The organism is Haloarchaeobius amylolyticus, assembly GCF_026616195.1.
Lineage (GTDB): Archaea > Halobacteriota > Halobacteria > Halobacteriales > Natrialbaceae > Haloarchaeobius > Haloarchaeobius amylolyticus.
On the sequence record NZ_JANHDH010000002.1, the window covers coordinates 501,514 to 522,816 of the forward strand.

A 21,303-nucleotide genomic window follows, 5' to 3' on the forward strand; every position below is an offset into this window, starting at 1 on the left:
CGCCGGCCGGATGCTCGGCTCGACACGTTCCGTACGTATTGCGCCCATGTCGAGCGACGCTTCGAGAGGGGCGACCCTTATTATCGGCCGGGTAGCCGACCTTAGCAGTCCGGTAATCGGGCCAGCGTCCGGGTCAGAGGTAACCGGACGCGGTCTTGAGCGCGTAGGTGAGGACGGGTTTCCCCGTCGGGAGCGAGTAGAGGTCGCCGAGGTCGGACGGCTCCTGTGGGTCGGTGCCCTCCAGGACGGTCTGGGTCGCCTGCGCGAGCAGCGGTTCGGACGTGACGTAGAGCCGGCGGCGCACCTCGCGCCAGGTGTCGGCGTCCGTGATGTCGACCTCCTCGTAGGCGAACACCTCGCCGGCGTCGAGCTCGTCGGTGATGCGCTGGACGGTGATGCCGGCGGTCGGCTCGTCGTGGACGAACTCCCAGAAGCCGGCGGGCTGGCCCCGGTACTCGGTGAGGTCGCCGTGGTGGTAACTCAACACGCCGTGGGTCGGCGCGGTGAGTGCCTCGCCGACGAGGATGCCGAAACCGAAGCGGACGACGAGGTCGAGCGGTTCGAGGTCGGCGACGGCGCTGGCGGGGAGTTCCTGTCCGAAGCCGTCGGTGTCGACCGGTTCGCAGTAGGTCCGCTCGGCGTCGGCCAGTGCCGGCACCTCGTCGATGGGAACCGACTCGGCGAAGTGCGGGTCCGACCGGAGCGAGATGGCGGCGGCGAACGGCGCCCACTCGCGCAGCTCGACGAGTCGCTGGAGGGTGTCGACGGTGCCGTCGTCGCTCGTGCTGTCGTCGACGACGAGCCGGGTGATGGTCGCGTCGGTCTCGACCTCGACGAACTGGAGCGCGCGGGCCATCCAGCGCGGGACGGTCTCGCCGCTCAGCAGCACGCCGACGCGGGGGGCCTCAGACGACGACATGGGCCCGTTCCTCCGCCCTGACGCGGTCGTTCAGCTCGGCCATGGTCATGACCTCCAGGTCGGTCTGTGCCTCCAGCGCCGCGAGGTCGGTGAGGAAGTCCCGCAGCGCGAGGAACTGCTGTTCGTTCGCGAGGTCGTACAGGTGCGCCCACAGGTGGACCGGCGTGTCGTTCTCGAGGGCCTGCTCGGCCGCGTCGCGGAGGTACTGCCGGTGGAGGCGCCGGCGCGTCCCGTTATCGAGGGGGAGGTACCGGAACGCCGGGTGCGTCTCGCGCCGGCCCGAGGGCAACAGCGCCGAGGTCAGCGAGGGGTACTCGGTGCAGTAGGTGACCACGACGTCGTCCTCCATGGTGACGGCGGGCGAGAACTCCGGGTGCGGCCCGGTGACCAGCCGCTTGAACTTCCGGGGCTTCGAGACCCCGTCCGGGCGGTGCATCCGGATGATCTCGATGCCGGCGTCCCGGAGGACGTGCGTCGGGGGCTGTTCGTGCTTCGGCGGGACGAACGAGACGGTGCGCTCGCCGAGGACGTGCTGGTGGACCTCCTGTGCCTCCTCGAGGTCCCACCGGATGGTCTCGTCGTCCGCCTCGTCGCAGGAGACGTGCGAGTAGGAGTGCGTGCATATCTCGTGGTCGGTCTCGGCGTCGCGGATGTCGGCGACGAGGTCCGGGGCGTAGAACAGCGGGTCGGTCTGCCAGTCCGTCCCGGGGTCGTCCCCGAACCAGCCCTCGTCGTGGGGACTCCCGTGGTCGCCGCTACAGGCGGCGTGGAACAGGTGCCCGACCACGTCGAAACTGAAGGGGACCCCGACGTCGTCGCAGTGCGAGAGCAGCCGACGCAGGTAGCGCGACTCGCGCTCGCGGTCCGTGCTGATGCGTTCGTACTCGTCGATGTCGTGGACGCCCCAGCCGAGTTCGACCTCGAGGCTCAGCGTGACGATGCTCATCGGCACCGCCCCTGCCCGTCGCGATTCGTGATACTCATCGCCTCTGCGTTCGGCCCCCCGTGGCTTCGTTACACGGCCCGTAGCGAGGCTTACACGCCGCATAATAATCCCCCTCTGCGGCGTGTTCGTTCGAACGAGCTACATGAACTGGGAGTCACTCCTGACCGTCGCCGTCGCGCTCTGCTGTGTCTTCGCCATCAGCACGGCGGCGACGTCCCTGGAGTCCTCGGTGACGACGGACCCCGACGAGGTCATCGACCTCGACGAGACGGGTATCCCCATCGGCACCGACAGCGCGGTGAGTCTCAAGTCGCAGGTACAGTCGGAAGGAACACCGAACGCCACCTCGACGGGCGGCGGGACCCGGGACGGCGACCAGGGGACCGACGGCAGCGAGGGCACCGACGGCGAGTCGGTGTCGGCCGGCGAGGGCGAGCAGACGACGGTCGTCGCCGGCGGGCAGAGCGAGCCCGATTCGCGCGAACGCGACGGCGACGGCGACCCCGGCGACGGCGAGGAGTCGGACAGCGGCGGGAGTGCCGCCGGCACGCCGACGCAGGCGACCGGCCCCGGCGCGGGTCAGGAACAGGGGCTCGGCCCCGGCGAGAGCACGACGAGCCTGCTGGAGCGACTGCTCGCGGCACTGCTCGCCCTGCTCCGGCGGCTCGCCCCGGCCCTGCTCGCGCTCGGTCTGCTCGCGCTCGCGTTCCGGTACCGTGACCGCCTCGGCGCGCTCCTGCGCGACCGGCTGGAGCGCTGGGGCGTCATCGACCCCGGGACCGAGGAGTCGAGCGACCCGCCGCCGGCGCCCGCGCCCCGGAACCAGGTCTCCGAGGCGTGGTACGAGTTCGTCGAGGCGCTCGGCCTCGGCGACGTGCGGTCGCGTGCGCCCCGCGAGTGTGCCGCGGTCGCCCGGGCACAGGGCGTCGACGAGGAGACGGTCGACGCCATCACCGAACCCTTCGAGGCGGTCCGGTACGGGCAGGAGCCCGTGACCGAGGCCCGCCGGGAGCGAGCACGGGACGGCCTTCGCCGGTTCCGGGCGAACCACGGGAGCGCACCGACCGGGGAGGAGCGATGAACCGGCGGCGGTTCCTGACGGCGGTCCTCGGCGTGCTCGCGCTGGTCGCGGGCGTCACGGCGCTCGGGTCCGACCTCGGCGAGCCGGTCGCCGAGACCCTGCTGGCCGCGCTGGGCAACGACTACGTCGTGGCGGCCGCGGTCGCCGGCCTCGGCCTCCTCGTCGCGGTCCCCGTGTTGCTCTCGGCGCGCGCGAGCACCCTGGACCAGGCGACGATGCCGAAACCCGAGGAGTCGCTCACGAAGCCGGCTCCGGGCGACGACTTCGACGAGACGCTGACGGCGGACGTCCTCATGGTGCCCCACGTGTCGGCCGACCGGCGCGAGACGGTGCGGGAGGACCTGCGCGAGAGCGCGGTCGCCGTCGTGGCACAGGCCACCGGCACGGGGCGCCACGAGGCCGCCGAGCGCGTCAGGCAGGGGACCTGGACCGACGACGAGGCGGTCGCACGGTTCCTCGCGGAATCCGGCGACCAGCGGTCGCCCGGGTCGTCGCTGACTGCGCGACTCCGGGCGCTGGCCGGGGGCGACTCGCCCTTCCAGCACCGCGCCCGCCGGACCGCCCGGGCCATCGCCGACCGCGCCGAGAACGGAGGGCGGTCGCGATGAGTCCGACCCGGACGACCCGGCGCTGGCGCGGCGTCGTCGCCATCGCGCTCGTGGCCACGACCGTCGGCGTCGTCGCGGACCGGCCGGCCATCCTCCTGCTGTCCGTGCTGGGCGTGGTCTACGCGGCGTACCCGCGGCTCACGTCCCCGCCGGACCCGAGCCTCGACGTGGACCGGCGGCTGAGCGACGAGGACCCGGACCACGGCGACCCGGTCGACGTGACCGTCACCGTGACCAACACCGGGCGGACGCCCCTGCCGGACCTGCGGCTGGTCGACGGCGTGCCGGAGATGCTGACCGTGACCGACGGGATGGCCCGCCACGGCGCGTGCCTCCTGCCCGGCCGGTCGACGTCGTTCTCCTACACGGTCGAGGCCAAGCGCGGGACCCACCCCTTCGACCCGGTGACGGTCGTCTCGCGCGACCTCAGCGGCGCACACGAGACCGAGACGACGGTCGCCGCCGCGACCGAGATCGACTGCACGAGCGGCGTCGAGGGCGTGACCGCCCGCTCGCAGACCGTCCCCCGGAGCGGGCAGGTCGCCAGCGACACCGGCGGCAGCGGTGTCGAGTTCCACCGGACGCGCGAGTACCAGCGCGGCGACCCCCTGAACCGCATCGACTGGCGGCGCTACGCCCGGACCGGCGACCTCACGACCACCGAGTTCCGCACCGAGCGGGCCGCGAACGTCGTCTGTCTGGTCGACGCGCGGCCCTCGTCGTACCGGGCGCGCCCGGACCACCCCCACGCCGTGGCGCTGTGTACCGCGGCGGCCGAACAGCTCATCGGGGCCTTCGCGGCCGACCGGAACAAGGTCGGGGTCGCGGCCTTCGCGGGCGAGGACCTCGTCTGGCACCCGGTCGGGATGGGACCCGACCACCGCGCCAGCATCCAGCGCCTCCTGTCGACCCACGAGGCGTTCTCCTCGACGGAACCGGACGCGAGCCCGGACACGACCGAACTCCTCGGGGCGCTGCGCCAGCGCCTGTCCGACCGGACGCAGGTCGTGGTGCTCTCGCCGCTGTGTGACGACGACATCGTCGAGACGGCGCGTCGACTCGACGAGTACGGTCACGCGGTCACGGTCGTCACGCCCGACGTGACCCGCGAGGAGACGCTGGGCCAGCGGCTCGCGGCGGTCCAGCGACGGACCCGGGTGCGGCGGCTGCGCGCCGCCGGCATCCCGACGACCGAGTGGCAGAGCGACGAGCCGCTGGAGGCCGCGCTGGCGAGCCAGGGCGCGACGGCACAGGCCGGAGGTGCACAGGTATGACGGGCGAGACGACGGCCACGACGACCGCCACGAGTCCCGTCTCGGTCACCTACCGCCCGACGCTGCCGAGCACGGTCGTCGCCGTGGTCGCCGCCCTCACCAGCCTCTGGGCGCTCGGCGCGGCGCGCGACTCGACCATGCTGCTGGGGGCCGCGGGCGTCGGCCTCGTCACGCTCGGCCTCTGGGTCGGCTGGCGCTGGACCCGTGCCCTCGGGTTCGTCCTCGGCGTTCTCGGCATCCCGCTGGTCGCGGCCGCCGTCGTCTTCGCCTGGACCGGCGTCGCCCGCGCGACCGTCTTCGCGACCGTCGCGCCCGCACTCGTCGGCGCGCTACTGGTCACCATCGCGCTGGCACCGGGGCGGGGCGACAGCACCCGGACGCTCCTGAAGGCCGGCAGCGGCTTCGTCTTCCTCGCGGTGCTCGTCGCCGGCGTCACGCAACTCGCCGACTTCGACGCGCTGTTGCTCTCGGGCGTCGCCGCCGTCGTCGCCTGGGACGCCGGCGAGACGGCCGTCAACGTCGGCGAACAGCTCGGGCAGGAGCCGACGACCTGGCCCGTCGAGGCCGCCCACCTCGCCGGCACGCTGGTCGTCGGCGCCGTCACCGTCGCGCTCGGGCGGGTCGCACAGGGGCTCGGGACGCCCGGGCTCCCGCTCACGCAGTTCGCGTTCCTGCTGGTCGCGGTCGTGGTGCTGGCGGCGGCGCTGCACGAGTGAGCAGACGCAGAAGAGATTCTCGGTGCGCGGTCAGTGCTGTGCTGTCGCCGGCTCCCGGTTCACCCGCGGCACCGGTACCTCCTCCAGTACGTCCGCGACGACGGACTCCTTCGTCACGTCGTTCACCCGGGCGTCGGCCGTGAGCACCAGCCGGTGGTCGAGCACCGGGTGTGCGACCGCCTTCACGTCGTCCGGAATCACGTAGCCGCGCCCGGAGAGTGCGGCCCACGAGCGCGACATCTCGAACAGTCGCACGGCCCCGCGGGGCGAGACCCCGACGGTCACCCGGGGGTCGTCGCGGGTCGCCTCGACGACCTCGACGACGTAGCGCGCGAGGTCCTCGGTCACGTCGACCCGCTCGGGGACCGACTGCATCGCGTGCAGGTCCTCGGTCGCGACGGCCTGCTCGGCCTGTGGCTGCTGTTCGTCGCGCTCGCCCCGGCGCATGAGCATCTCGACGCCGCCCTCGGTCTCGGGGTAGCCAAGACTCGTCTTCACGAGGAAGCGGTCCTGCTGGGCCTCCGGGAGCGGGAAGGTCCCCTCGCCCTGCTCGACCGGGTTCTGGGTCGCGATGACGAAGAAGGGCTCGGGCAGCTGCCAGGTCTCGCCGTCGACCGTGACCTGTTTCTCCTCCATGGCCTCGAGCAGCGCGGCCTGGGTCTTCGGCGAGGCGCGGTTGATCTCGTCGGCGAGGACGATGTTCGCGAACAGCGGCCCCTGGTTGAACTCGAACTCCCCGGTCGCCTCGTTGTAGACGTAGCTGCCGGTCACGTCGGCGGGCAGCAGGTCCGGGGTGAACTGCACGCGCGAGAACGAGAGCCCGAGCGCGGCGGCGAAGCTCCGCGCTGTCAGTGTCTTCCCGGTCCCCGGGACGTCCTCGAGGAGGACGTGGCCCCTGGAGACGATACCGGCGAGGATGGTTTCGAGGACGGTCTGGTCGGCGATGACGGCGCGGGACACCTCGGCGAGCACGTCGTCTGCGAGCTGGCCCGTTTCGTCGACGTTCATACGGACCGGTTCCCCGCGGGCCCTTCTTATTATAGAGGCACAAGGCGGCCGCGAGAGGGTTTAGCCACCCGATAAGTGGTCGCCCTCGCCACGGTCTCATAATGTCTATTGGAGGTCGTTACCGCTGGGTCGCCGGAACGTGGTGCCGACCCAGCGGGAAACAGATACAATACACGGTATCAGTCGGTGATGCGGACCTCGCTGTCGACGCGGTAGACGTACCCGCGCATCTCCAGCAGTTCCAGTGCGTCGGTGGCGTCGGCCCGTGTGAACCCCTCGTCGACGAGCGCCTTCCGTGCGGCGGCCGCGTCGATGCCGGGCTGGTCGTCCGGGATGGCATCGGCGAGAACGTCGAGCGAGTCCTCGGCGTAGGGTGGAATCGGGGTCTCCTCACCTTCCATGGGACAGGTCTTGGTCACGTATTCTGGTCGAACCCACATAGAGGTACTGCCGGGTGTTCGCCCGCCCGCAGTCGGCGGTCCGTCCCCGTATTCGTGGCCCGCTAGCCATCGTCGACCACCGGCACGACGACCGTCACCGCCGACACCCCGTCGCGGGTCGTGACCGTCAGGTCGACCGCGACCGCGAGCACGGTCGTCTCGCCGGCGCGTTCCTGGACGACGACGCCGTCGATGGCCTCGCAGGCACCGAACTGGCGCCGGGGGCCGGACGGACAGTCCGAAGCGGCCCACGAGGTGGCCGCGGTCTGGTCGTACGCGACCTCGTAGGCGATGCCCGCGGCGACCTGCGAGGCCTCCAGCGTCGCGAACCGGGGCGCGAGGTCGGCGCGGACCTGCGCGACCGCCGCCTCCCTGTCGGCCCACGGCTGCCCGGTGGCGTCGCTGCCGGCCCGGTGGACCGCGCCCTCCAGCACCTGCACGCCGTCGTGGACCGGCCTGTCGGCGTCGGCAGTCGCGACGACGTCCGGGTGGGCGCCGAGTTGCAGGTACGCAAGCGCCAGCGGGAGCAGGGCGATGGCCAGCACGCCAGCCGCGGCGAGGACGAGCTGGCCGCGCCTGCCGGCGAGTCCAGTCCGGGTCACACGTACCACACCCGGATGGTCACGTCGCCGCTGGCCGTCGGGACCGTCGCCACGCCCACCGGGACGCCGGCCGGTGGGCGATACCCGACCGCGCCGTGGGGCGTCTCGACCCGGTAGAGGAGGTTCTCGGGGAGGATGCGGTCCACCCGGCGGTCGAGTGCGGCCTCCTCGCGGGCGAACGAGGACGGGGAGGCCGCGACCTCCGCGAGCCGGGTCGTCCCGCCGTGGCGGGGCGGTTCCCCGGCCAGCACGCTCGCCGTGTCGCTCGCGTAGGTGTCCAGTTGTGCCTGCCGGGTGTCCGCGTCCGCGATGGGCAGCGCGAACATGGTGACGACGCCGAGGACGAGCAGGACGCCGATGCCGGCCTCGACCGCGGGGAGGGAGAGCTGTCCCCGGTTCTCGCCGCAGTCACCACGGCTGCCGACCTCACGCATCGACCGTCACCACCAGCACCGCCTTCGTGGTCCGGGTCGGGTAGTAGGTCAGGTCGACGCTGCCCGGCGGGAGCGTCCCCGCGGCGTCGAACGACAGGGTCGTCGTCTCGAACCGGGAGACGGGAACCGTGACGGACCCGCGCAGGCCGCCCGGGTCGTGGAGGACGACGCGACCGTTCGCCCGGACCGTCGTGACGGTGGTGCCCGAGGGTGGTGCGAGGCGCACGTCCACGCGGTCGGTGCGCCGCGGCAGGGTCACCGCCCCGTCGGCGGTCAGGTCCGGCGTCAGGGTCGCGGTGGTCTCGCGCTCGACGAGGACGATGCGGCGCACGCTCGTCCCGTCGGTCACGTCGCCCGATTCGGCGATGGTCCGGTCGCCGAGCCGGACCCGGACGTCGTGGCCGTCGCCGACCGGGAACTGGCTGGCGAGCGCGGTGGCGTCGAGCGAGCCGACGGCGGCCGCGTCGAGGACGTTCGCCCGCGCGGTGACCGGCCCGTCGGCGGCCACCAGTCGGTCCGAGAGCGAGACGGCGACGCGACGCTCGGCGGGGTCGCGGTCGGCGCCCGAGAGCGCGCTGTCGGCGACGACCAGTGCGACGCCGAGGACCGCGGTGAGCGCGAGGAGGGCGATGCCGAGGGCGACGAGGTTCGCCTGCCCGCGGTCCCGGTCGGGGTTCATGGAGTCCCACCCCGTTCGAGGCGCACGACGACACCCGGCCCGCCGGACGCGGGTTCCACGACTAGGACGGCGGGCGCGGAACTCGTCCAGTTGCCCTCGACGCGGACGACGTGGGCGGGGAGCGCCAGCGTCGCCTCGCTGGTGACGCGGTGGTCCGGGTGCGCGAGTACGAGCCGGTCGCCCGTGGTCCGGACCTCGTAGGGGTCGCCCCGGATGGTCCGGGGCAGGTCGACGGTCCGGCGGACGGTGACGCGCGAGGCGTTCGGCGGGACCGCCGCCTCGACGCGCTGTGTCGCCGCCGAGAGGGTCCGGTCGGCCACCTCGTCGCCCGTCGCGGCCCGGTAGTCCGGGACGACGCCGGCATAGAGCGTGGTCGTGAGCAACCCGAGGTAGAGCAACACGACGCTGGTCTCCATGACCTTCCCGACGACGGGCGAGAGGCCGCGGTCGCGGTCGTCGGCCCGGTCGAGCCTCATCGGCCCACCTCCAGCCCGAGGTCGTGGACGACGAGGTAGAGCGTGCGCTCGCCGGGGAACGTGGCGACGACGCTCTCGGTCCCGTCGCCGTCGAGGTCACGGCTGGTGACGGTCGCGCCGAGGCGCTCGAAGTAGTCGCGCCAGGCCGCCGGCGTCGTGGTCTCGACCGCGAGGCGGTACTCGTCGTCGGGGAGCTGCCGGCGCGCGTGCGAGACGTTCGTCCGGAGTTCGACGGGGTGCCCTGCGAGACTCATCGCGGCCGATTCGTCCAGCCTCGCGACCCCGACCACGAGCACGTCGCCGCCGGAACTGGCGACGACCGGCGGGTCCCGCGCCATGCGCGCGCCCGGTCCGTCGCCGCGGACGATGGCACCCGCGAGGAAGGTGACGCGGTGACTGCCGGACTCGTACACCAGCGCGTCGGCCTCGACCCGGGCGACGGTCGCGGAGTCGTTGAGGAGTCGGACCGTTCGGGGCACGGTCCGCAGGGTGCCATCGGTCGCCTGGATGCGGCCGACGTGGCTGCCAGTCACCTCGACCGGGCGGAGGGCGCTGTCGAGGCCGTCGGTGACGCGGCTCGCGTCTGCGGCCGCCGCGCCGTTCTCGACCGCCAGCCCGATGCTCGCGGTCAGCGCGCCGAGCGCGAGCACGGTGATGCCGAGCAGGATGGCGACGCCGATGACCGAGGACTGGGCTCTCTCGCCGTTGCTGCGACCGGCGGTCATACCATCCCCACCCCGCGGAAGACGACGTGGGCGACCAGCACGAGACAACCGGAGTGCAACAGCGCGTCGTACCACCCGCGGTTGGCCATGCCGGCGAACCAGCCACTCGCGAGCATGGTCGCCTGCGTGACGACGTAGAACCGGAAGTGCTCGCGCTCGACCTTGACCGCGTCCGGGTCGAGACTGAAGCCGGTGCCGGGCGCGGAGACGGCCGAGAGCTGGGCGAAACTGTCCAGCACGTAGGTGTTGACGGCGATCATGATGCCGACGATGAGGAGCGCGACCGTCCAGCCGACCGCGACGTACACCAGCATCGCGCTCTGGAGCGCCTTCTTCTCGTGGTAGAGCCGGCCGACCTCGGTCTGGAGGGTGTCGAAGACGGTCTCGACGTCGCTGCCGGCGTCGAGCGCGCCCGTCACGAGCCCCATGGTCTGCTCGGCCAGCGGCGTGCCGACCTGCTCGACGAAGCGGGCGAGTGCCTGCGCCCGGAGGTCGCCGCTCCGGGTGGTGAGGTTCGCGTTGAAGGCGAGGTCGGCCACGTCGGCGTCGAGCGCGCCGAGGTCCACGTCGCGGGCGACCAGCGCGACGGCCTCCGCGAAGGGACGGCCGAGCGCGATGTGGCCCGAGATGGCGTGGACGAAGTCCTTTATCTCGCGGTCCTTCGCGTCGTCGACGCCGGCACGGCGCAGCGCTACCGCCCCGACCGGGACCGCGTAGGCGACGTAGCCGAGCAGGCCGGCCGAGAGCGGGTGCTCGCCCAGCACGAAGACGACGAGAGCGAACAGGAGCGCGGGAAGTGCCCAGACGGCCGCGGCGCTGGCCGGGTTCGTGGTCGCGGTCGCGAGGACGGAGAGGACCTCCGCGGGCCGCCGGTAGCTCGGCACCCCGTTCGGCGGCCGGAGGCGCCCGACCAGACTGGCGGCGCACCAGCCGACCACGATGACGAAGACGGCCGACCCGTAGACGATGGCGGTCCGGGGCGTCACCGGACCCAGTGGCGTCGGGGTCGGCCGGTTCAGTCCCGGCGTCAGCACGCTCATCACGGTCAGGACGATGACGAGCAGCGCGGGCAGGACGAGCAGGACGATGAACAGTTCGGCGAGCAGTTCGAGGAAGCCCTCGGCACGGTCGCGGTCGCGGGTCTGGCGGTGGCCGAGCATCCGTGCCTCCATCTGGAGGTAGCTGGTCAGCTCCGCCGCGCCCTGGTCTGCGTGCTCGCGGAACTTCAGCAGGAACGGCGCCAGCGCGTCGCGGGAGGGCGTGTCGCGGGCGACGAGCCGTAACCCGGCGTCGAGGCTGCCCGTCAGGGCCGCCTTGTTGAGGACGGTCCGGGCGGCGACGGCCGTCTCACCGTAGGCCTCCCGGTTCGCGGCGACCTTGCGCAGCATCGCGCGCTGGTCGTCGCTGCCGGTCGAGAGTGCCCGCAGGTAGCGGACAGCGCCCGGCAGGGTGCGCTCGATGTCGGTCCGCCGGGCCGCGGCGACCCACCGGAGGTACCGGCCGCCGAGGCGGCGCGTGGCCCACTTGCCTGCGACGCCGACGGCGAGCCCGATGCCGAGCGCCGTCACGAGTGGCGGCAGCGAGGGGACGACGCCGGGCGCGACGACCGGAGCGCCCGCGGCGAGGAAGTCGACGAGCGTCCGCACCTCCCGGTCGGAGACGGCCAGCGTGAGCCAGCCGCCGGCGGCCGCACAGAGGGCACCGACCAGCCACGAGAGCGCGTACACCCGGGAGACGTAGAGGTCGAAGGGGACCGCGATGGCCGTCGCCCGGTACTGCGTCCGGTCGGCGTCGTGGCGGCGCCGGTCTGCATGCCGGGAGAACAGCGCGTAACAGAGCCGGTCGAGCAGGGCGTCGCGCTCGCCGCCCAGCGGCAGGTTCGCGGCGTCCGCCGCTCCCGAATCCGAAACCGTCCGCTGGCTCACGCCTCCCTCCGGGCGCGGATGCGCTCGACCGTCGCGGCCTCGTCGGTCTGGAGGTCACAGAGGAAGCCGAACAGCTCGTCGAAGTCGTCGATGCCCGCCCTGACGAGGTACTGGACGTACCGGTGCTTCCGGTGGAACTCGTCCTCGACCTCCCCGACCGGGCGGTCGGTCCGGTCGGCGAGTGCGTCGAACGTGCAGAGGTCGGCCCGCTCGTCGTCGCCGTCGTGCAGGTCCGGGTCGCGATAGCCGAACTCGAAGCCGCCCTCGACGGTCCGCTCGAAGACGCTGTTCCAGTACACCGCGGTCCCGGTCTTCTCGACGACGCCGCAGCGCCCGCGGCACTGCTCGTACTCCGCCTCGGTGACGAACTCGATGGCCTCGCCGACGTAGCGCTCGCCGTCGACGTGGCGCGGGAACACGACGAGGTCGAGCTCCCGCAGGAGGTACGGGGGGAGGCCCTGTTCGACGACGCGGTTGACGAGTTTCTCGACGCTCTGGGCGTGGACCGTCCCGAGCAGGCCGTGGCCGGTCGAGAGGCTCTCGGCGAAGGTGGCGAAGGAGGCAGGGGTGTTGATCTCCGCGATGACCTCCACGTCGGGGTTCAGATAATTGGCCTCGGTCATCAGGTCGGCCATCGTGACGGCCTTGAACTCGTCCTCGTGGTCGCGCGTGGTCAGCGAGATGCCGGTCTCGTGGGGGAGTCGGACCTCGCGCGAGCCCTCGTCGATGCTGATGGGCCGGTCGTCGTAGGCGACGAACGGCATGTGCGCGTTCATCAGGGTCGTCTTGCCGACCCCGGTCGGACCGGCGAAGAGGACGACGCCGTGGTGCTCGTACAGCATCCAGAGCAGGGTGACGAGGTCTGCGGTCAGCGACCCACCCGACACGAGGTCGACCGGCGTCAGCGCGTCGGGCGCCTGTTTCCGGATGGAGATGTGCGGGCCGTCCTCGGAGATGACCGGGAGGGCGACCGCACACCGGATGGTCACGTCGTCGTCGACCTCGCTGGGCTGCAGGTTCACCTTCGCGGAGGGGTTCGAGGCGTTCAACTCGACGCCGTCGGCGGCCGCGAGTTGCGTGACGACGTTGACGAACGCGGCCTCCTCCTCGAAGACGAGGTTGGTCGGGACCCGGCCGTCGTGGCCGAGGGCAGTCCTCGGAACCACCTTCACGCGCTCGCCGACCCGGTTCGCCTCGATGTCCTCGAGGAACGGGTCACGGATGGGGACGGTGAGCTGGCCCTGGCCGACGTAGTCGCGGAGGACGTAGTAGACGAGGTCCGCGAGCCGCGCCTCGTCGTACCGGCCGTCGACCGGCGGGACGCCCAGACCGGCGTCGGCGAGGGCGTCGCGCACCCGGTGGCTGGTCGCGTCGAGCCACGCACCGGCGTTCGCGGCCGTGAGCTGCCGCGAGAGGAACCGCTCGGCCTGCTCGCGGACGACCGCGGCACTGTCGTCGACCACCGTCGAGACGTTCGTCTCCCAGATGCGGTCCTTGCAGGCCTGGATGAGCGCCTCGTCGCCCGGCAGCAGGCCGGGCTCGAGGACGGCGTACTTCGTCGCGAAGACGTCCGAGCCGATGAGGTTCTCGCGGTAGAGCACGACCGGCACCGCGAACCCGCGGAAGTCGACGGTGTGGGTCGCGAGGCGCTCGCTCGCGAAGCGGTCGAGGTGGGCGACCGACGAGGCGAGATCGGTCGTCGCGGGGGCGTAGTCGGTCGTGTGGACGGCCAGCCGGTCGCCACTCGGGTCCGCGACCTCGATGTGGTCGTCCAGCGCCAGCGGCGTGAGGTCGCCGAGACAGCCCACGTCCCGGCGGGCGTGGTAGCGCAGGCGCCGCCGGGTGGCCGCGCTCCCGGGCAGCAGGTGGTCGAGGACGCGCTCGTACTTCTCGCCGATGCCACTCCGCATCCGAGAGACGGTCGCTTCGCGCGTCCGGGGCAGGCGCAGGTTCGCGCCCGCGAAGTGGCTGCGGACCGCCTCGAGGGTCGCCTCGTCCGCCTCGCTCAGCGACGGTTCCCGCACGCGGTACTGGAAGCCCTCGTCGGTCTCGCGGATGGTCGCGACGGTCTCCGGCCCGAGCGAGTACTGGGCGCGAACGTCCGGCGCGTACCAGGCGTCGGCCTCGCCGGGTGGAATCGGCGGCGGAACGGTCCCGCTGTCGTCGTGTGACGCCGACCCTCCGGGCCGGTCGGGGAGTTCGAGCGTCGGCGCGTCGGTCATGCAGGATAGTTGCAGAAGAATACTACTTAAAATCTGGTTTATCTGATTAGAAATATTCTTGTTCTTTCGGCGGGGACGGCGGCACCGGCCGCGGCGGCCGACACTCAGACGAACCGGCCCGCCTCGAACTCGCCGGTGTCGCGCTCGAAGTCGAGGCCGAGTTCGGTCGAGGTACTGCGGAACTGACCCGAATCCGACCGGAAGTCGACGCCCACGTCGCGCAACTCGAGGTCGTCGACGCCGTCGAAGTCGAGCCGGAGCGAGCCGCGGATCTCGACCGCCCGGCCCTTCGTCTCGAGGTCGAAGTACAGCCCCCGGTACTCCACGTCGTTCCCGCCGTCGTCCTCGAAGTCGAGCGGCGCCCCGGCGACGGTCAGTTCGTAACGGTCGTCGTCGAACTCGGCCTCGATGGCCTCGCCGCCGAGGGACAGCCGCAGGTCGATGGCGTCCCCGTCGCGTTCGAGTTCGAGGTAGTCGAGGTCGCTCCCCGGCCGGCCGACCCGTTCGAGTTCGAAGAACGCCTCGCTCGGGCGCTCCCGGCAGCGCGTGAACGGGTCGTCGAACTCGACCTCGTCGCCGGTCGTCTCGAAGCTCGTCCCGGAGACGGGGTCGTCGAACTCGACGTTGCCGTCGGCGTCGCGCTCGAAGTCCAGCCTGACCATGCCCGTCGTGCTGAACTGGAGTGGGTCCGGCGCGCCGGCTCCGACCCGGTTCGTCGCCGACACCGGTTCCCGGTCTGTCGCGCGTCGGCCGACGGTCCCGCCCACGACGCCGACCGAGAGCGCCACGAGCCCGCTCCCGACCGCCGCCAGATACTGTCGTCTCGGTAGCGTTGCCATGTTCCCTGGCTCGGTGATTGGTCGCCGAGCGAGATAGGTCGTCTCGAACCGGGGCGTAGGGCCCCTACCGGTCGGTTCCGTCGTTCCCGTGAACGCCGGTCGAGCCGGGCGTCACTGCAACTCGGCTTCGGCCAGCGCAGCGTTCAGGTCGTCGCGCACGCGTTCGCCCATCTCGCGGTCGCCCGCGGTCGTCACGACGCGGTTCTCCTGGACGCTGGAGCCGTCGCGGATGAGCAGCCGGACGTTCCCGTTCACGTCGGCCCGGGTGACCTTCGCGCCGACGCTGGCCTGCGAACTGGAGCCGCCGGCCTCGATGGGGCCGGGGATGACCTTCTTGACGTGGGGGTGCTCCGCCACCGTCCTGATTGTCCGCTGGCCGGTCCGGCCGCCGATGAGCGTCGAGTGCGAGCCGCCGATCTTCTCCCGGGGCGCGAGGTCGACGACGTCCAGGGCCGGCTCGCCCAGTCTATCCAGCACCGCCGAGACGGGGTCGTCGTCCGTGACGCGGTAGAACTCGTGGTGCAGCTGTGCGCGGGCCTCGCGGATGACGGCCCTGTCCCCGGCGGCGTACACCGTCTCGGGACGCTTGCGGCGGATCTCGTCGGCGACCTTGCCGGCGTAGTTGCGCAACTCGACGACGCCGGTCTCCTCGCCGTCTTCCGGGACGGTCGTCACGGTCGTCTCGCCGACGACCTCCTCGCCGTCGAGGAAGGAAAGCGTCGTCCGGTCGCGGGTGCAGTCGGCGACGACCGCGTCGCAGTTGGCAGTGTGACAGGTGAGACAGTAGTCTCCCGGTTTCTCGAGCGCGGTGGCACACTGCCCGCATTGCATGGCCGTAGCTATCGGGTAGCCGGGGAAAAGCCGTGCGGTTCTCGCAATGTGGGGGTTGAAATACCAGGCCGGAGCCAGCGCCGGTGTGCTCTGAACACCACCGGCGGGCGTCCCGCGGTTGCGCGACGCAGCGCTCGCCGGCCAGCGGCGCGTCGCCTGTTCGCCCCAGCGACACGCCTCGGTCGCACCCCGTCAGCCCAGGTCCAGCGGGTCGGCCTTGAGGTACTCCCGCAGTACCACGGTCGCGTACGACCCCTTCGGGAGCGTGAACGAGAACGTCAGCGGGTCCTCGGCGACCGACAGGTCCGTCTCGACGAGGATGGCCCGCCGCGTCCCGGCGCTGTAGAACTCGCCCGGCAGGTCGAAGTCGCCCGGTTCGAGGTCGAGGTCGTCGAGCACCTCGCGCTCAATCTCGCCCGGTTCGCCGTCACCCAGTTCCGACTCCACCCCGACCAGCGGCGCGGTCACGAACGCCCGGCCGCGCTCGCAGTGGCGGGCGATGGTGTCCACGCGCTTCTCGGTCACGCGCTGGAGTCGGTCCGTGTCCGGCAGCGGCAGGTCCGCCGGTCCGTCGCGGTCTGCGAAGCAGACCACGTCGCCAGCCACCGGCTTCGTGAACGGGAGCCCGCGCTCCAGGCGCTCGCTCAGCATCCGGTTGAACGCGTAGGACTGCGCGGCGTGGACGAACAGCGCCTGCAGGTTCTCGGGGAGGACCTCCAGCGCCTCGCGGAAGTCCCCGGGTTCGGTTCCGCCGTTCTCGACCAGCGCGTGCAGCATCGAGCGCTCGTAGCGCAGCCGGTGCGGGAAGGCGTCGAGTGCGGCCTGCCAGTCCTCGGTCTCCTCGACCAGCCGGCGCGCCTCCTGTGTGCTCTCGGGTTCCTCCTCGTCGGGGCTGCCGAGGTACGCCATCACGGCGCCCTTCCAGTCGCCACGGACGACCTCGAGGCCGACCTCGTGGGTCACCGGGCGCTTGCTGCCGAAGCGCTGCTGGCCGAAGAAGTTCGGGACCGCCACGTCGCCGTCGCCGAACTCGCGCAGCTCCTCGGTGATGGTCGCGGCGTTCTCTGGCGCAGCGGCGTCGGAGACGGTGATCTCGAACTCGTTGCCGACGAGGTCACCGAACATGAGCGCACGCCCGGCGCGGCCGACGACCTCCAGGTCGACCCCGTTCAGCTCGGGCAGGTCGTCGGGCTCGACGTCCTGCAGCGTGAACAGCTGCGTCGTCACAGCGTGCTTGTCCTTCGTGCCGGCCCACGACACCCGCCCGCGGCTCATCTCGAGATCGTTCGCCAGCTGGCGCGCGAAGTCGTTCGTGTCCCAGCCCGAAAGCGTCGCCCGCACCACGAGGTACGGGTAGTCGCTGGTCCCGGACTCGACCGGCTCGGCGTCGAACGCCTCGACCTCGCGCACCCGGAAGTCGCGATCGCGGTCGCGCAGGTGGCCGCCGACCCCGTCGGCGTCGCTCACGTAGTACTCCATGCCGACCGCCCGTTCGCGTGGGTGGGCGTCCCGCATCAGGCACCACCCGCGATGAATCGCGTCACGGCCGAGTGTTCGCCCGCCCGGGAATAAGGGATTTCGTTCGGCGTCCGGGTCGATTCAGTACAGCGAGAGGTCGCCGGTCACGCGGTCGACGAGGTCGTCGTCGGCCGGACCGACCGCCAGCGTGGTGACGGTGCCCGGGTCGAGTTGTGTGTGGCCGGCGTCGCGGACGATGGCGTGGGGGATACCCTCGCGCTCGGCCCTGTCGGCGAGTTCGAACAGTTCGTGCTCGCTGCTGGCCTTGAGGACGACCTTCTTCTGGCCGGAGCCCTTCCACTCGTTCCGGGCCTTGCGGCCGGCGTCCTCGTACGCCGAGAGCGAGGCGTGGGCGACCTGTGCCGCCAGTTTCCCTTTCCCCATGCCGATGTCGGTCCGCGCGACGATGGCCTGTTTCATGCGCGAACCGTCGGCTGGTCCGGATAAAACGGTGGCTATTCGGCGCCCAGCAGGTCGTGTGCGGCGAGGTAGGACCGCGAGAGCGCGTCCGAGCGAATCAGCAGCGCGACGAGGCCCTCCCGCGTCCCCTGCTCGGCGCCCCCACCGATGACGAACACGCCGTGGCGGGCCGCGACGTCGAAGCCGTAGAAGCGGCCCTGCTCGGCGATGCGGTCGGCCAGTTTGCTCGCCTGCGAGTCGTTCTCCATCCGGTAGACGCCGACCCGGAAGCGGTCGCCGTCGCCCGCGTAGGTCGCCAGTTGGCCGGCGTTCGCGCCGATGCTGCTCCCGGTACTGCGGAGTTCCGTGATGTCGAGGTACCCGGGTGGTTTCGGGAGCACCGCCCGCGGCGGGTCGTCCTCGTTCGGTTCGAGCGCGACGCCGCCGCCCGCCGTCTCGGTCTGCCCGCGGAGTTCGGCCTCGAGGGCCGAACAGCCGGCGATGCTGCCCACCAGTCCGGCGGTCGCTGCCTGCACGAAACGTCGTCGTCGCATCCGGTGAACCTCGTCGGGTCAGGCGCTTAATCGTTCGCGACGTATCGAGACCTGAGTCGTCACGGCCGACCCCATCGTATCAGAAAACATTTACAATACTGGTGTGGGGTCTCTGGTATGTCCCTCCGCGACCTCCTGGTCGACCCCGCCGCCTTCTTCGCCCCGGACGCCCGTGGCCGTGACCTCGGCCCGGCGTTCGCCGCCGTCCTGCTCGCCGCGCTCGTCGTGACCGGCGCGGCCGGCGCGATGCTGTACGTCGCGTCGACGTCCATCACCGGGACCGTGACCGTCGACAACCCCGAGCGGCCGCCGGACTGGGTCTGTTCTGACGACTCTCCGATGGAGAACGACAGCGTCTTCGAGGACGGCTGTAACCAGCCGAAGACGCTCGACCGGGACGCCGGCGCCCTGTTCTGGAACGTCGCCTCCGGCCAGTTGCCGATCCTGTTCGTCGGGCTGTTGCTGCTGTGGCCCATCCTCGGCGTGGGGCTGCACGTCCTCACCGCCCTCGGCGGTGGCGAAGGGAGCTTCACCCGGACGCTCGCGGTCACCGGCTGGGGCTTCGTCCCGACCGCCATCGCCGGGGTCGTCGGGGCCGCCGCGGTCTCGGCCGTCCTCGCCGGGAAGACCTTCCAGCTCTCGAACCCGGACGCCTTCGTCCGCGAGTTCCGGGCCGTCTTCGGCGGCACCCTCGGCGCGTTGTTGCTCGTGCTCCGGCTGGGGACGACCGCCTGGCAGGTCGCCATCTGGGGCTACGGCCTCGAACGCCTCCGGCACGTCTCCCGGGCGGCTGGCTTCACCGCGGCCGGCATCGTCGCGGGGCTGCTGTTCCTGCTGTCGCTCTGACCGGCGAGCGCCGGACCGGGAGCTTTTACCGCACCCACCGGCATTCTCCGCGCATGATACTGTCGGACGCCGACATCCTCCGGCGACTGGAGGAGGGCGACCTCGTCATCGAGCCGCTGGACGACATCGACCTGCAGGTCCAGCCGGCGAGCGTCGACGTGCGCCTCGGGCGGGAGTTCCTGGAGTTCCGGCGCACCAACATCCCCTGCATCCACCCCAACAGCGAGCAAGAGGTCGACGACTACGTCTCGCAGACGGTCGTCGACGACGACGAGGAGTTCATCCTCCACCCGGGCGACTTCGTGCTGGGCACGACGAAAGAGCGCGTCGAGGTCCCTCCGGACCTCGTGGCACAGGTCGAGGGGCGGTCCTCGCTGGGCCGCCTCGCGGTCGTGGTCCACGCCACGGCGGGCTTCATCGACCCCGGCTACAGGGGCCAGATAACCCTCGAACTGTCGAACCTCGGCACCGCACCGGTGACGCTGACGCCCGGTATGCGCATCTCCCAGCTCGTCTTCACCGAGATGACCTCGCCCGCGAAGCGCCCCTACGGCGCCGAGCGCGGGTCGAAGTACCAGGACCAGGCCGGCCCACAGGCCTCGAAGATTCAAGGTGACCACGAGTTTAGTGGACACCAGAAAGAATGAGGTTCATCGAAGAGATCGTCGTCGAGGAGTTCCTCCCGACGTTCCGATCCATGCTCGCGGCCGACCTGCGAGAGCGCGGGTTCACACAGAGCGAGGTCGCCGAGGCACTGGGTATCAGCCAGTCCGCGGTCTCGAAGTACGCCCACGGGGACGTGGGCCAGCGCGAGGAGTTCCTGGAGGACGAGCGCGTCCAGGCACTGGTCGAACGCGTCGGTGAGGGCCTCGCCGACGGGACGATGACGCCCGTGCAGGGTCTCGTCGAGACCGAGGTGCTCATCCGCAAACTGGAGCGTGGCGACCTGCTCGCGACCATCCACCAGCGCGAGATGCCCGAGCTGGCGGAGTACGGTTCCGAGTTCGACATCCACGACGCCGACAGCGAGTTCCGCACCGCCGAGCGCGTGCTGTCCTCGCTCCGGCGGGGCCTGCGCGTGCTGGAGAACGCCAGCGGCTTCGCGGGGCTCATCCCGAACGTGGGGTCGAACCTCGTCGCCTGCACCCCCGACGCGACCAGCATCGACGACGTGGCGGGCGTCCCGGGCCGCATCGTCGACATCAAGGGGCGCGCGACGGTCCCGAGCGAGCCCGAGTTCGGCGTGAGCGAGTACGTCGCGTCGGTCCTGCTGGCGGCCCGCGAGGCCGGCGCGGACGTCAACGCCGCGTTGAACATCCGCTACGACGCCGAACTCGTCGCGCGACTGGAGGAGCTGGGCTACGAGACCGCCGAGTTCGAGAGCGAGGACGGCCTCGACGCCTCGGTCGCGGCCGCACTCGCGGACAACCCGGAGGCGACGGTGCTCTACCAGACGGGGAGCTACGGCATCGAACCCATCGTCTACGTCCTCGGCGACGACGCGGTCGGTGTCGCCGAGGTCGTCCGCAAACTGGTATGAGCGACGGCACGGCGGCCGCCCAGCAGTTCTACGGGCGCTGGGCGCGGCTGTACGACTGGCTGGCGCGGGCCACGCCGGGTATCGGCGACCTGCGCGACCGGGCGGCGGCCGCGCTCGACCTCGACCGCGGCGACACCGTCGTCGAGATGGGCTGTGGGACCGGCGCGAACCTGCCCTACCTCCGTGAGCGTGTCGGCTCCGAGGGGACCGTGGTCGGCCTCGACTACACCCGTGGGATGCTGGCCCGGGCACAGCGACTCGTCGACCGCGAGGGCTGGGACAACGTCCACCTCGTCCACGGCGACGCGACGCAGGCGCCCTTCTGCGGCGAGGTCGACGCCGTCCTCTCGACGTTCGTCTCGGGGATGCTGGCGGACCCGGCGGGCGAGGTCGAGGCGTGGTGCGACCTGGTCGGGGCGGGCGGGACCGTCGTCCTCGTCGACGCCGCGCTCTCCGAGCGCACCATCGCGAAGCCCGTCAACGCCCTGTTCCGGGCGCTGACGGTCCTCTCGACGCCGCCGACGTTCAAGTTCCGCTACGAGGAGTCGATGCACGACAAACTGCTGGAACGCGTGACCGACGCCCGCGAGGCGCTCCGGGCGCGAGCGCGGGCGACCCACCACGAAGAGCACGTCCTCGGCATCGTCCGGGTGACGGGCGGCCGGCTCTGACGGGCTGGCCGTCGGCTGGCTCCGGCCGGTGGCCGTTCCCACACCGGCCC

Annotated in this window: 24 protein-coding genes; 8 read left to right on the forward strand and 16 right to left on the reverse strand. The window is 71.6% G+C overall.

Annotated elements, in window-relative coordinates:
• Nucleotides 1–133: 133 nt before the first annotated feature.
• A complete protein-coding gene (locus NOV86_RS14855; RefSeq protein ID WP_267642386.1) occupies nt 134–919 on the reverse strand; it encodes a formyltransferase family protein in 786 nt (261 codons plus the stop codon).
• Nucleotides 906–1,865 carry a polysaccharide deacetylase family protein gene (locus tag NOV86_RS14860; protein ID WP_267642387.1) on the reverse strand — a complete coding sequence of 320 codons (960 nt, stop codon included), beginning with the start codon at nt 1,863–1,865 and terminating at the stop codon, nt 906–908. Before NOV86_RS14860 ends, NOV86_RS14855 begins: the two co-directional genes overlap by 14 nt.
• Before the next feature lie 142 nt (nt 1,866–2,007).
• Here NOV86_RS14860 and NOV86_RS14865 point away from each other — a divergent pair, with 142 nt between their 5' ends.
• From NOV86_RS14865 to NOV86_RS14880, 4 genes are read left to right on the forward strand one after another with little or no spacing between them, the layout of a single operon-like run.
• Nucleotides 2,008–2,946 (forward strand): DUF4129 domain-containing protein, encoded by a 939-nt coding sequence (locus tag NOV86_RS14865; RefSeq protein ID WP_267642388.1) that lies wholly within the window; start codon nt 2,008–2,010, stop codon nt 2,944–2,946.
• The gene (locus tag NOV86_RS14870) at nt 2,943–3,554 is read left to right on the forward strand and encodes a DUF7269 family protein (protein WP_267642389.1); all 612 of its coding nucleotides are present in this window, start codon (nt 2,943–2,945) and stop codon (nt 3,552–3,554) included. The genes NOV86_RS14865 and NOV86_RS14870 overlap by 4 nt, the downstream gene beginning before the upstream one ends.
• On the forward strand, nt 3,551–4,828 hold the full coding sequence (locus tag NOV86_RS14875) for a DUF58 domain-containing protein (RefSeq protein ID WP_267642390.1): 1,278 nt from the start codon (nt 3,551–3,553) through the stop codon (nt 4,826–4,828). Before NOV86_RS14870 ends, NOV86_RS14875 begins: the two co-directional genes overlap by 4 nt.
• Entirely contained in the window at nt 4,825–5,544 is a 720-nt protein-coding gene (locus NOV86_RS14880) for a DUF7519 family protein (protein WP_267642391.1), read from the forward strand. Before NOV86_RS14875 ends, NOV86_RS14880 begins: the two co-directional genes overlap by 4 nt.
• A 30-nt stretch (nt 5,545–5,574) precedes the next feature.
• Here NOV86_RS14880 and NOV86_RS14885 read toward each other — a convergent pair whose 3' ends face one another.
• The 14 genes from NOV86_RS14885 to NOV86_RS14950 form a co-directional block, all read right to left on the reverse strand.
• Complete coding sequence (locus tag NOV86_RS14885) at nt 5,575–6,552, reverse strand: AAA family ATPase (protein ID WP_267642392.1); 978 nt, start codon at nt 6,550–6,552, stop codon at nt 5,575–5,577.
• A gap of 179 nt (nt 6,553–6,731) precedes the next feature.
• Entirely contained in the window at nt 6,732–6,953 is a 222-nt protein-coding gene (locus tag NOV86_RS14890; RefSeq protein WP_267642393.1) for a hypothetical protein, read from the reverse strand.
• 101 nt (nt 6,954–7,054) lie between these two features.
• Nucleotides 7,055–7,594 carry a DUF7261 family protein gene (locus NOV86_RS14895; RefSeq protein WP_267642395.1) on the reverse strand — a complete coding sequence of 180 codons (540 nt, stop codon included), beginning with the start codon at nt 7,592–7,594 and terminating at the stop codon, nt 7,055–7,057.
• Nucleotides 7,591–8,028 (reverse strand): DUF7262 family protein, encoded by a 438-nt coding sequence (locus NOV86_RS14900; RefSeq protein ID WP_267642397.1) that lies wholly within the window; start codon nt 8,026–8,028, stop codon nt 7,591–7,593. Before NOV86_RS14900 ends, NOV86_RS14895 begins: the two co-directional genes overlap by 4 nt.
• Entirely contained in the window at nt 8,021–8,707 is a 687-nt protein-coding gene (locus NOV86_RS14905) for a DUF7263 family protein (protein WP_267642398.1), read from the reverse strand. The genes NOV86_RS14900 and NOV86_RS14905 overlap by 8 nt, the downstream gene beginning before the upstream one ends.
• Nucleotides 8,704–9,183, reverse strand: a complete 480-nt coding sequence (locus tag NOV86_RS14910; RefSeq protein ID WP_267642399.1) for a DUF7266 family protein — start codon at nt 9,181–9,183, stop codon at nt 8,704–8,706. The genes NOV86_RS14905 and NOV86_RS14910 overlap by 4 nt, the downstream gene beginning before the upstream one ends.
• Nucleotides 9,180–9,908, reverse strand: a complete 729-nt coding sequence (locus NOV86_RS14915) for a DUF7289 family protein (RefSeq protein ID WP_267642400.1) — start codon at nt 9,906–9,908, stop codon at nt 9,180–9,182. The genes NOV86_RS14910 and NOV86_RS14915 overlap by 4 nt, the downstream gene beginning before the upstream one ends.
• Entirely contained in the window at nt 9,905–11,785 is a 1,881-nt protein-coding gene (locus NOV86_RS14920; protein WP_303647807.1) for a type II secretion system F family protein, read from the reverse strand. Before NOV86_RS14920 ends, NOV86_RS14915 begins: the two co-directional genes overlap by 4 nt.
• A 44-nt stretch (nt 11,786–11,829) precedes the next feature.
• The gene (locus tag NOV86_RS14925) at nt 11,830–14,055 is read right to left on the reverse strand and encodes a type II/IV secretion system ATPase subunit (RefSeq protein ID WP_267642402.1); all 2,226 of its coding nucleotides are present in this window, start codon (nt 14,053–14,055) and stop codon (nt 11,830–11,832) included.
• A gap of 104 nt (nt 14,056–14,159) precedes the next feature.
• Nucleotides 14,160–14,894, reverse strand: a complete 735-nt coding sequence (locus tag NOV86_RS14930) for a hypothetical protein (protein WP_267642403.1) — start codon at nt 14,892–14,894, stop codon at nt 14,160–14,162.
• A 111-nt stretch (nt 14,895–15,005) separates the two neighbouring features.
• On the reverse strand, nt 15,006–15,725 hold the full coding sequence (locus tag NOV86_RS14935) for a DUF2103 domain-containing protein (protein ID WP_267642404.1): 720 nt from the start codon (nt 15,723–15,725) through the stop codon (nt 15,006–15,008).
• 192 nt (nt 15,726–15,917) lie between these two features.
• Entirely contained in the window at nt 15,918–17,240 is a 1,323-nt protein-coding gene (gene truD, locus NOV86_RS14940; RefSeq protein ID WP_267642405.1) for a tRNA pseudouridine(13) synthase TruD, read from the reverse strand.
• Between the two features lie 84 nt (nt 17,241–17,324).
• Nucleotides 17,325–17,663 carry a peptidyl-tRNA hydrolase Pth2 gene (gene pth2 / locus NOV86_RS14945; protein WP_267642406.1) on the reverse strand — a complete coding sequence of 113 codons (339 nt, stop codon included), beginning with the start codon at nt 17,661–17,663 and terminating at the stop codon, nt 17,325–17,327.
• 35 nt (nt 17,664–17,698) lie between these two features.
• Nucleotides 17,699–18,196 carry a hypothetical protein gene (locus tag NOV86_RS14950; protein WP_267642407.1) on the reverse strand — a complete coding sequence of 166 codons (498 nt, stop codon included), beginning with the start codon at nt 18,194–18,196 and terminating at the stop codon, nt 17,699–17,701.
• A gap of 117 nt (nt 18,197–18,313) precedes the next feature.
• On the opposite strand from NOV86_RS14950, the gene NOV86_RS14955 reads away from it, so the two are divergent.
• Genes NOV86_RS14955 through NOV86_RS14970 form a run of 4 tightly spaced genes read left to right on the forward strand, consistent with a single transcriptional unit; the run spans nt 18,314 to nt 21,253 of the window.
• On the forward strand, nt 18,314–19,042 hold the full coding sequence (locus NOV86_RS14955; RefSeq protein WP_267642409.1) for a Yip1 family protein: 729 nt from the start codon (nt 18,314–18,316) through the stop codon (nt 19,040–19,042).
• A gap of 53 nt (nt 19,043–19,095) precedes the next feature.
• Complete coding sequence (gene dcd / locus NOV86_RS14960; RefSeq protein ID WP_267642410.1) at nt 19,096–19,689, forward strand: dCTP deaminase; 594 nt, start codon at nt 19,096–19,098, stop codon at nt 19,687–19,689.
• Nucleotides 19,686–20,582, forward strand: a complete 897-nt coding sequence (locus tag NOV86_RS14965) for a thiamine-phosphate synthase family protein (RefSeq protein WP_267642411.1) — start codon at nt 19,686–19,688, stop codon at nt 20,580–20,582. The genes dcd and NOV86_RS14965 overlap by 4 nt, the downstream gene beginning before the upstream one ends.
• Complete coding sequence (locus NOV86_RS14970) at nt 20,579–21,253, forward strand: class I SAM-dependent methyltransferase (protein WP_267642412.1); 675 nt, start codon at nt 20,579–20,581, stop codon at nt 21,251–21,253. Before NOV86_RS14965 ends, NOV86_RS14970 begins: the two co-directional genes overlap by 4 nt.
• Nucleotides 21,254–21,303 lie beyond the last annotated feature (50 nt).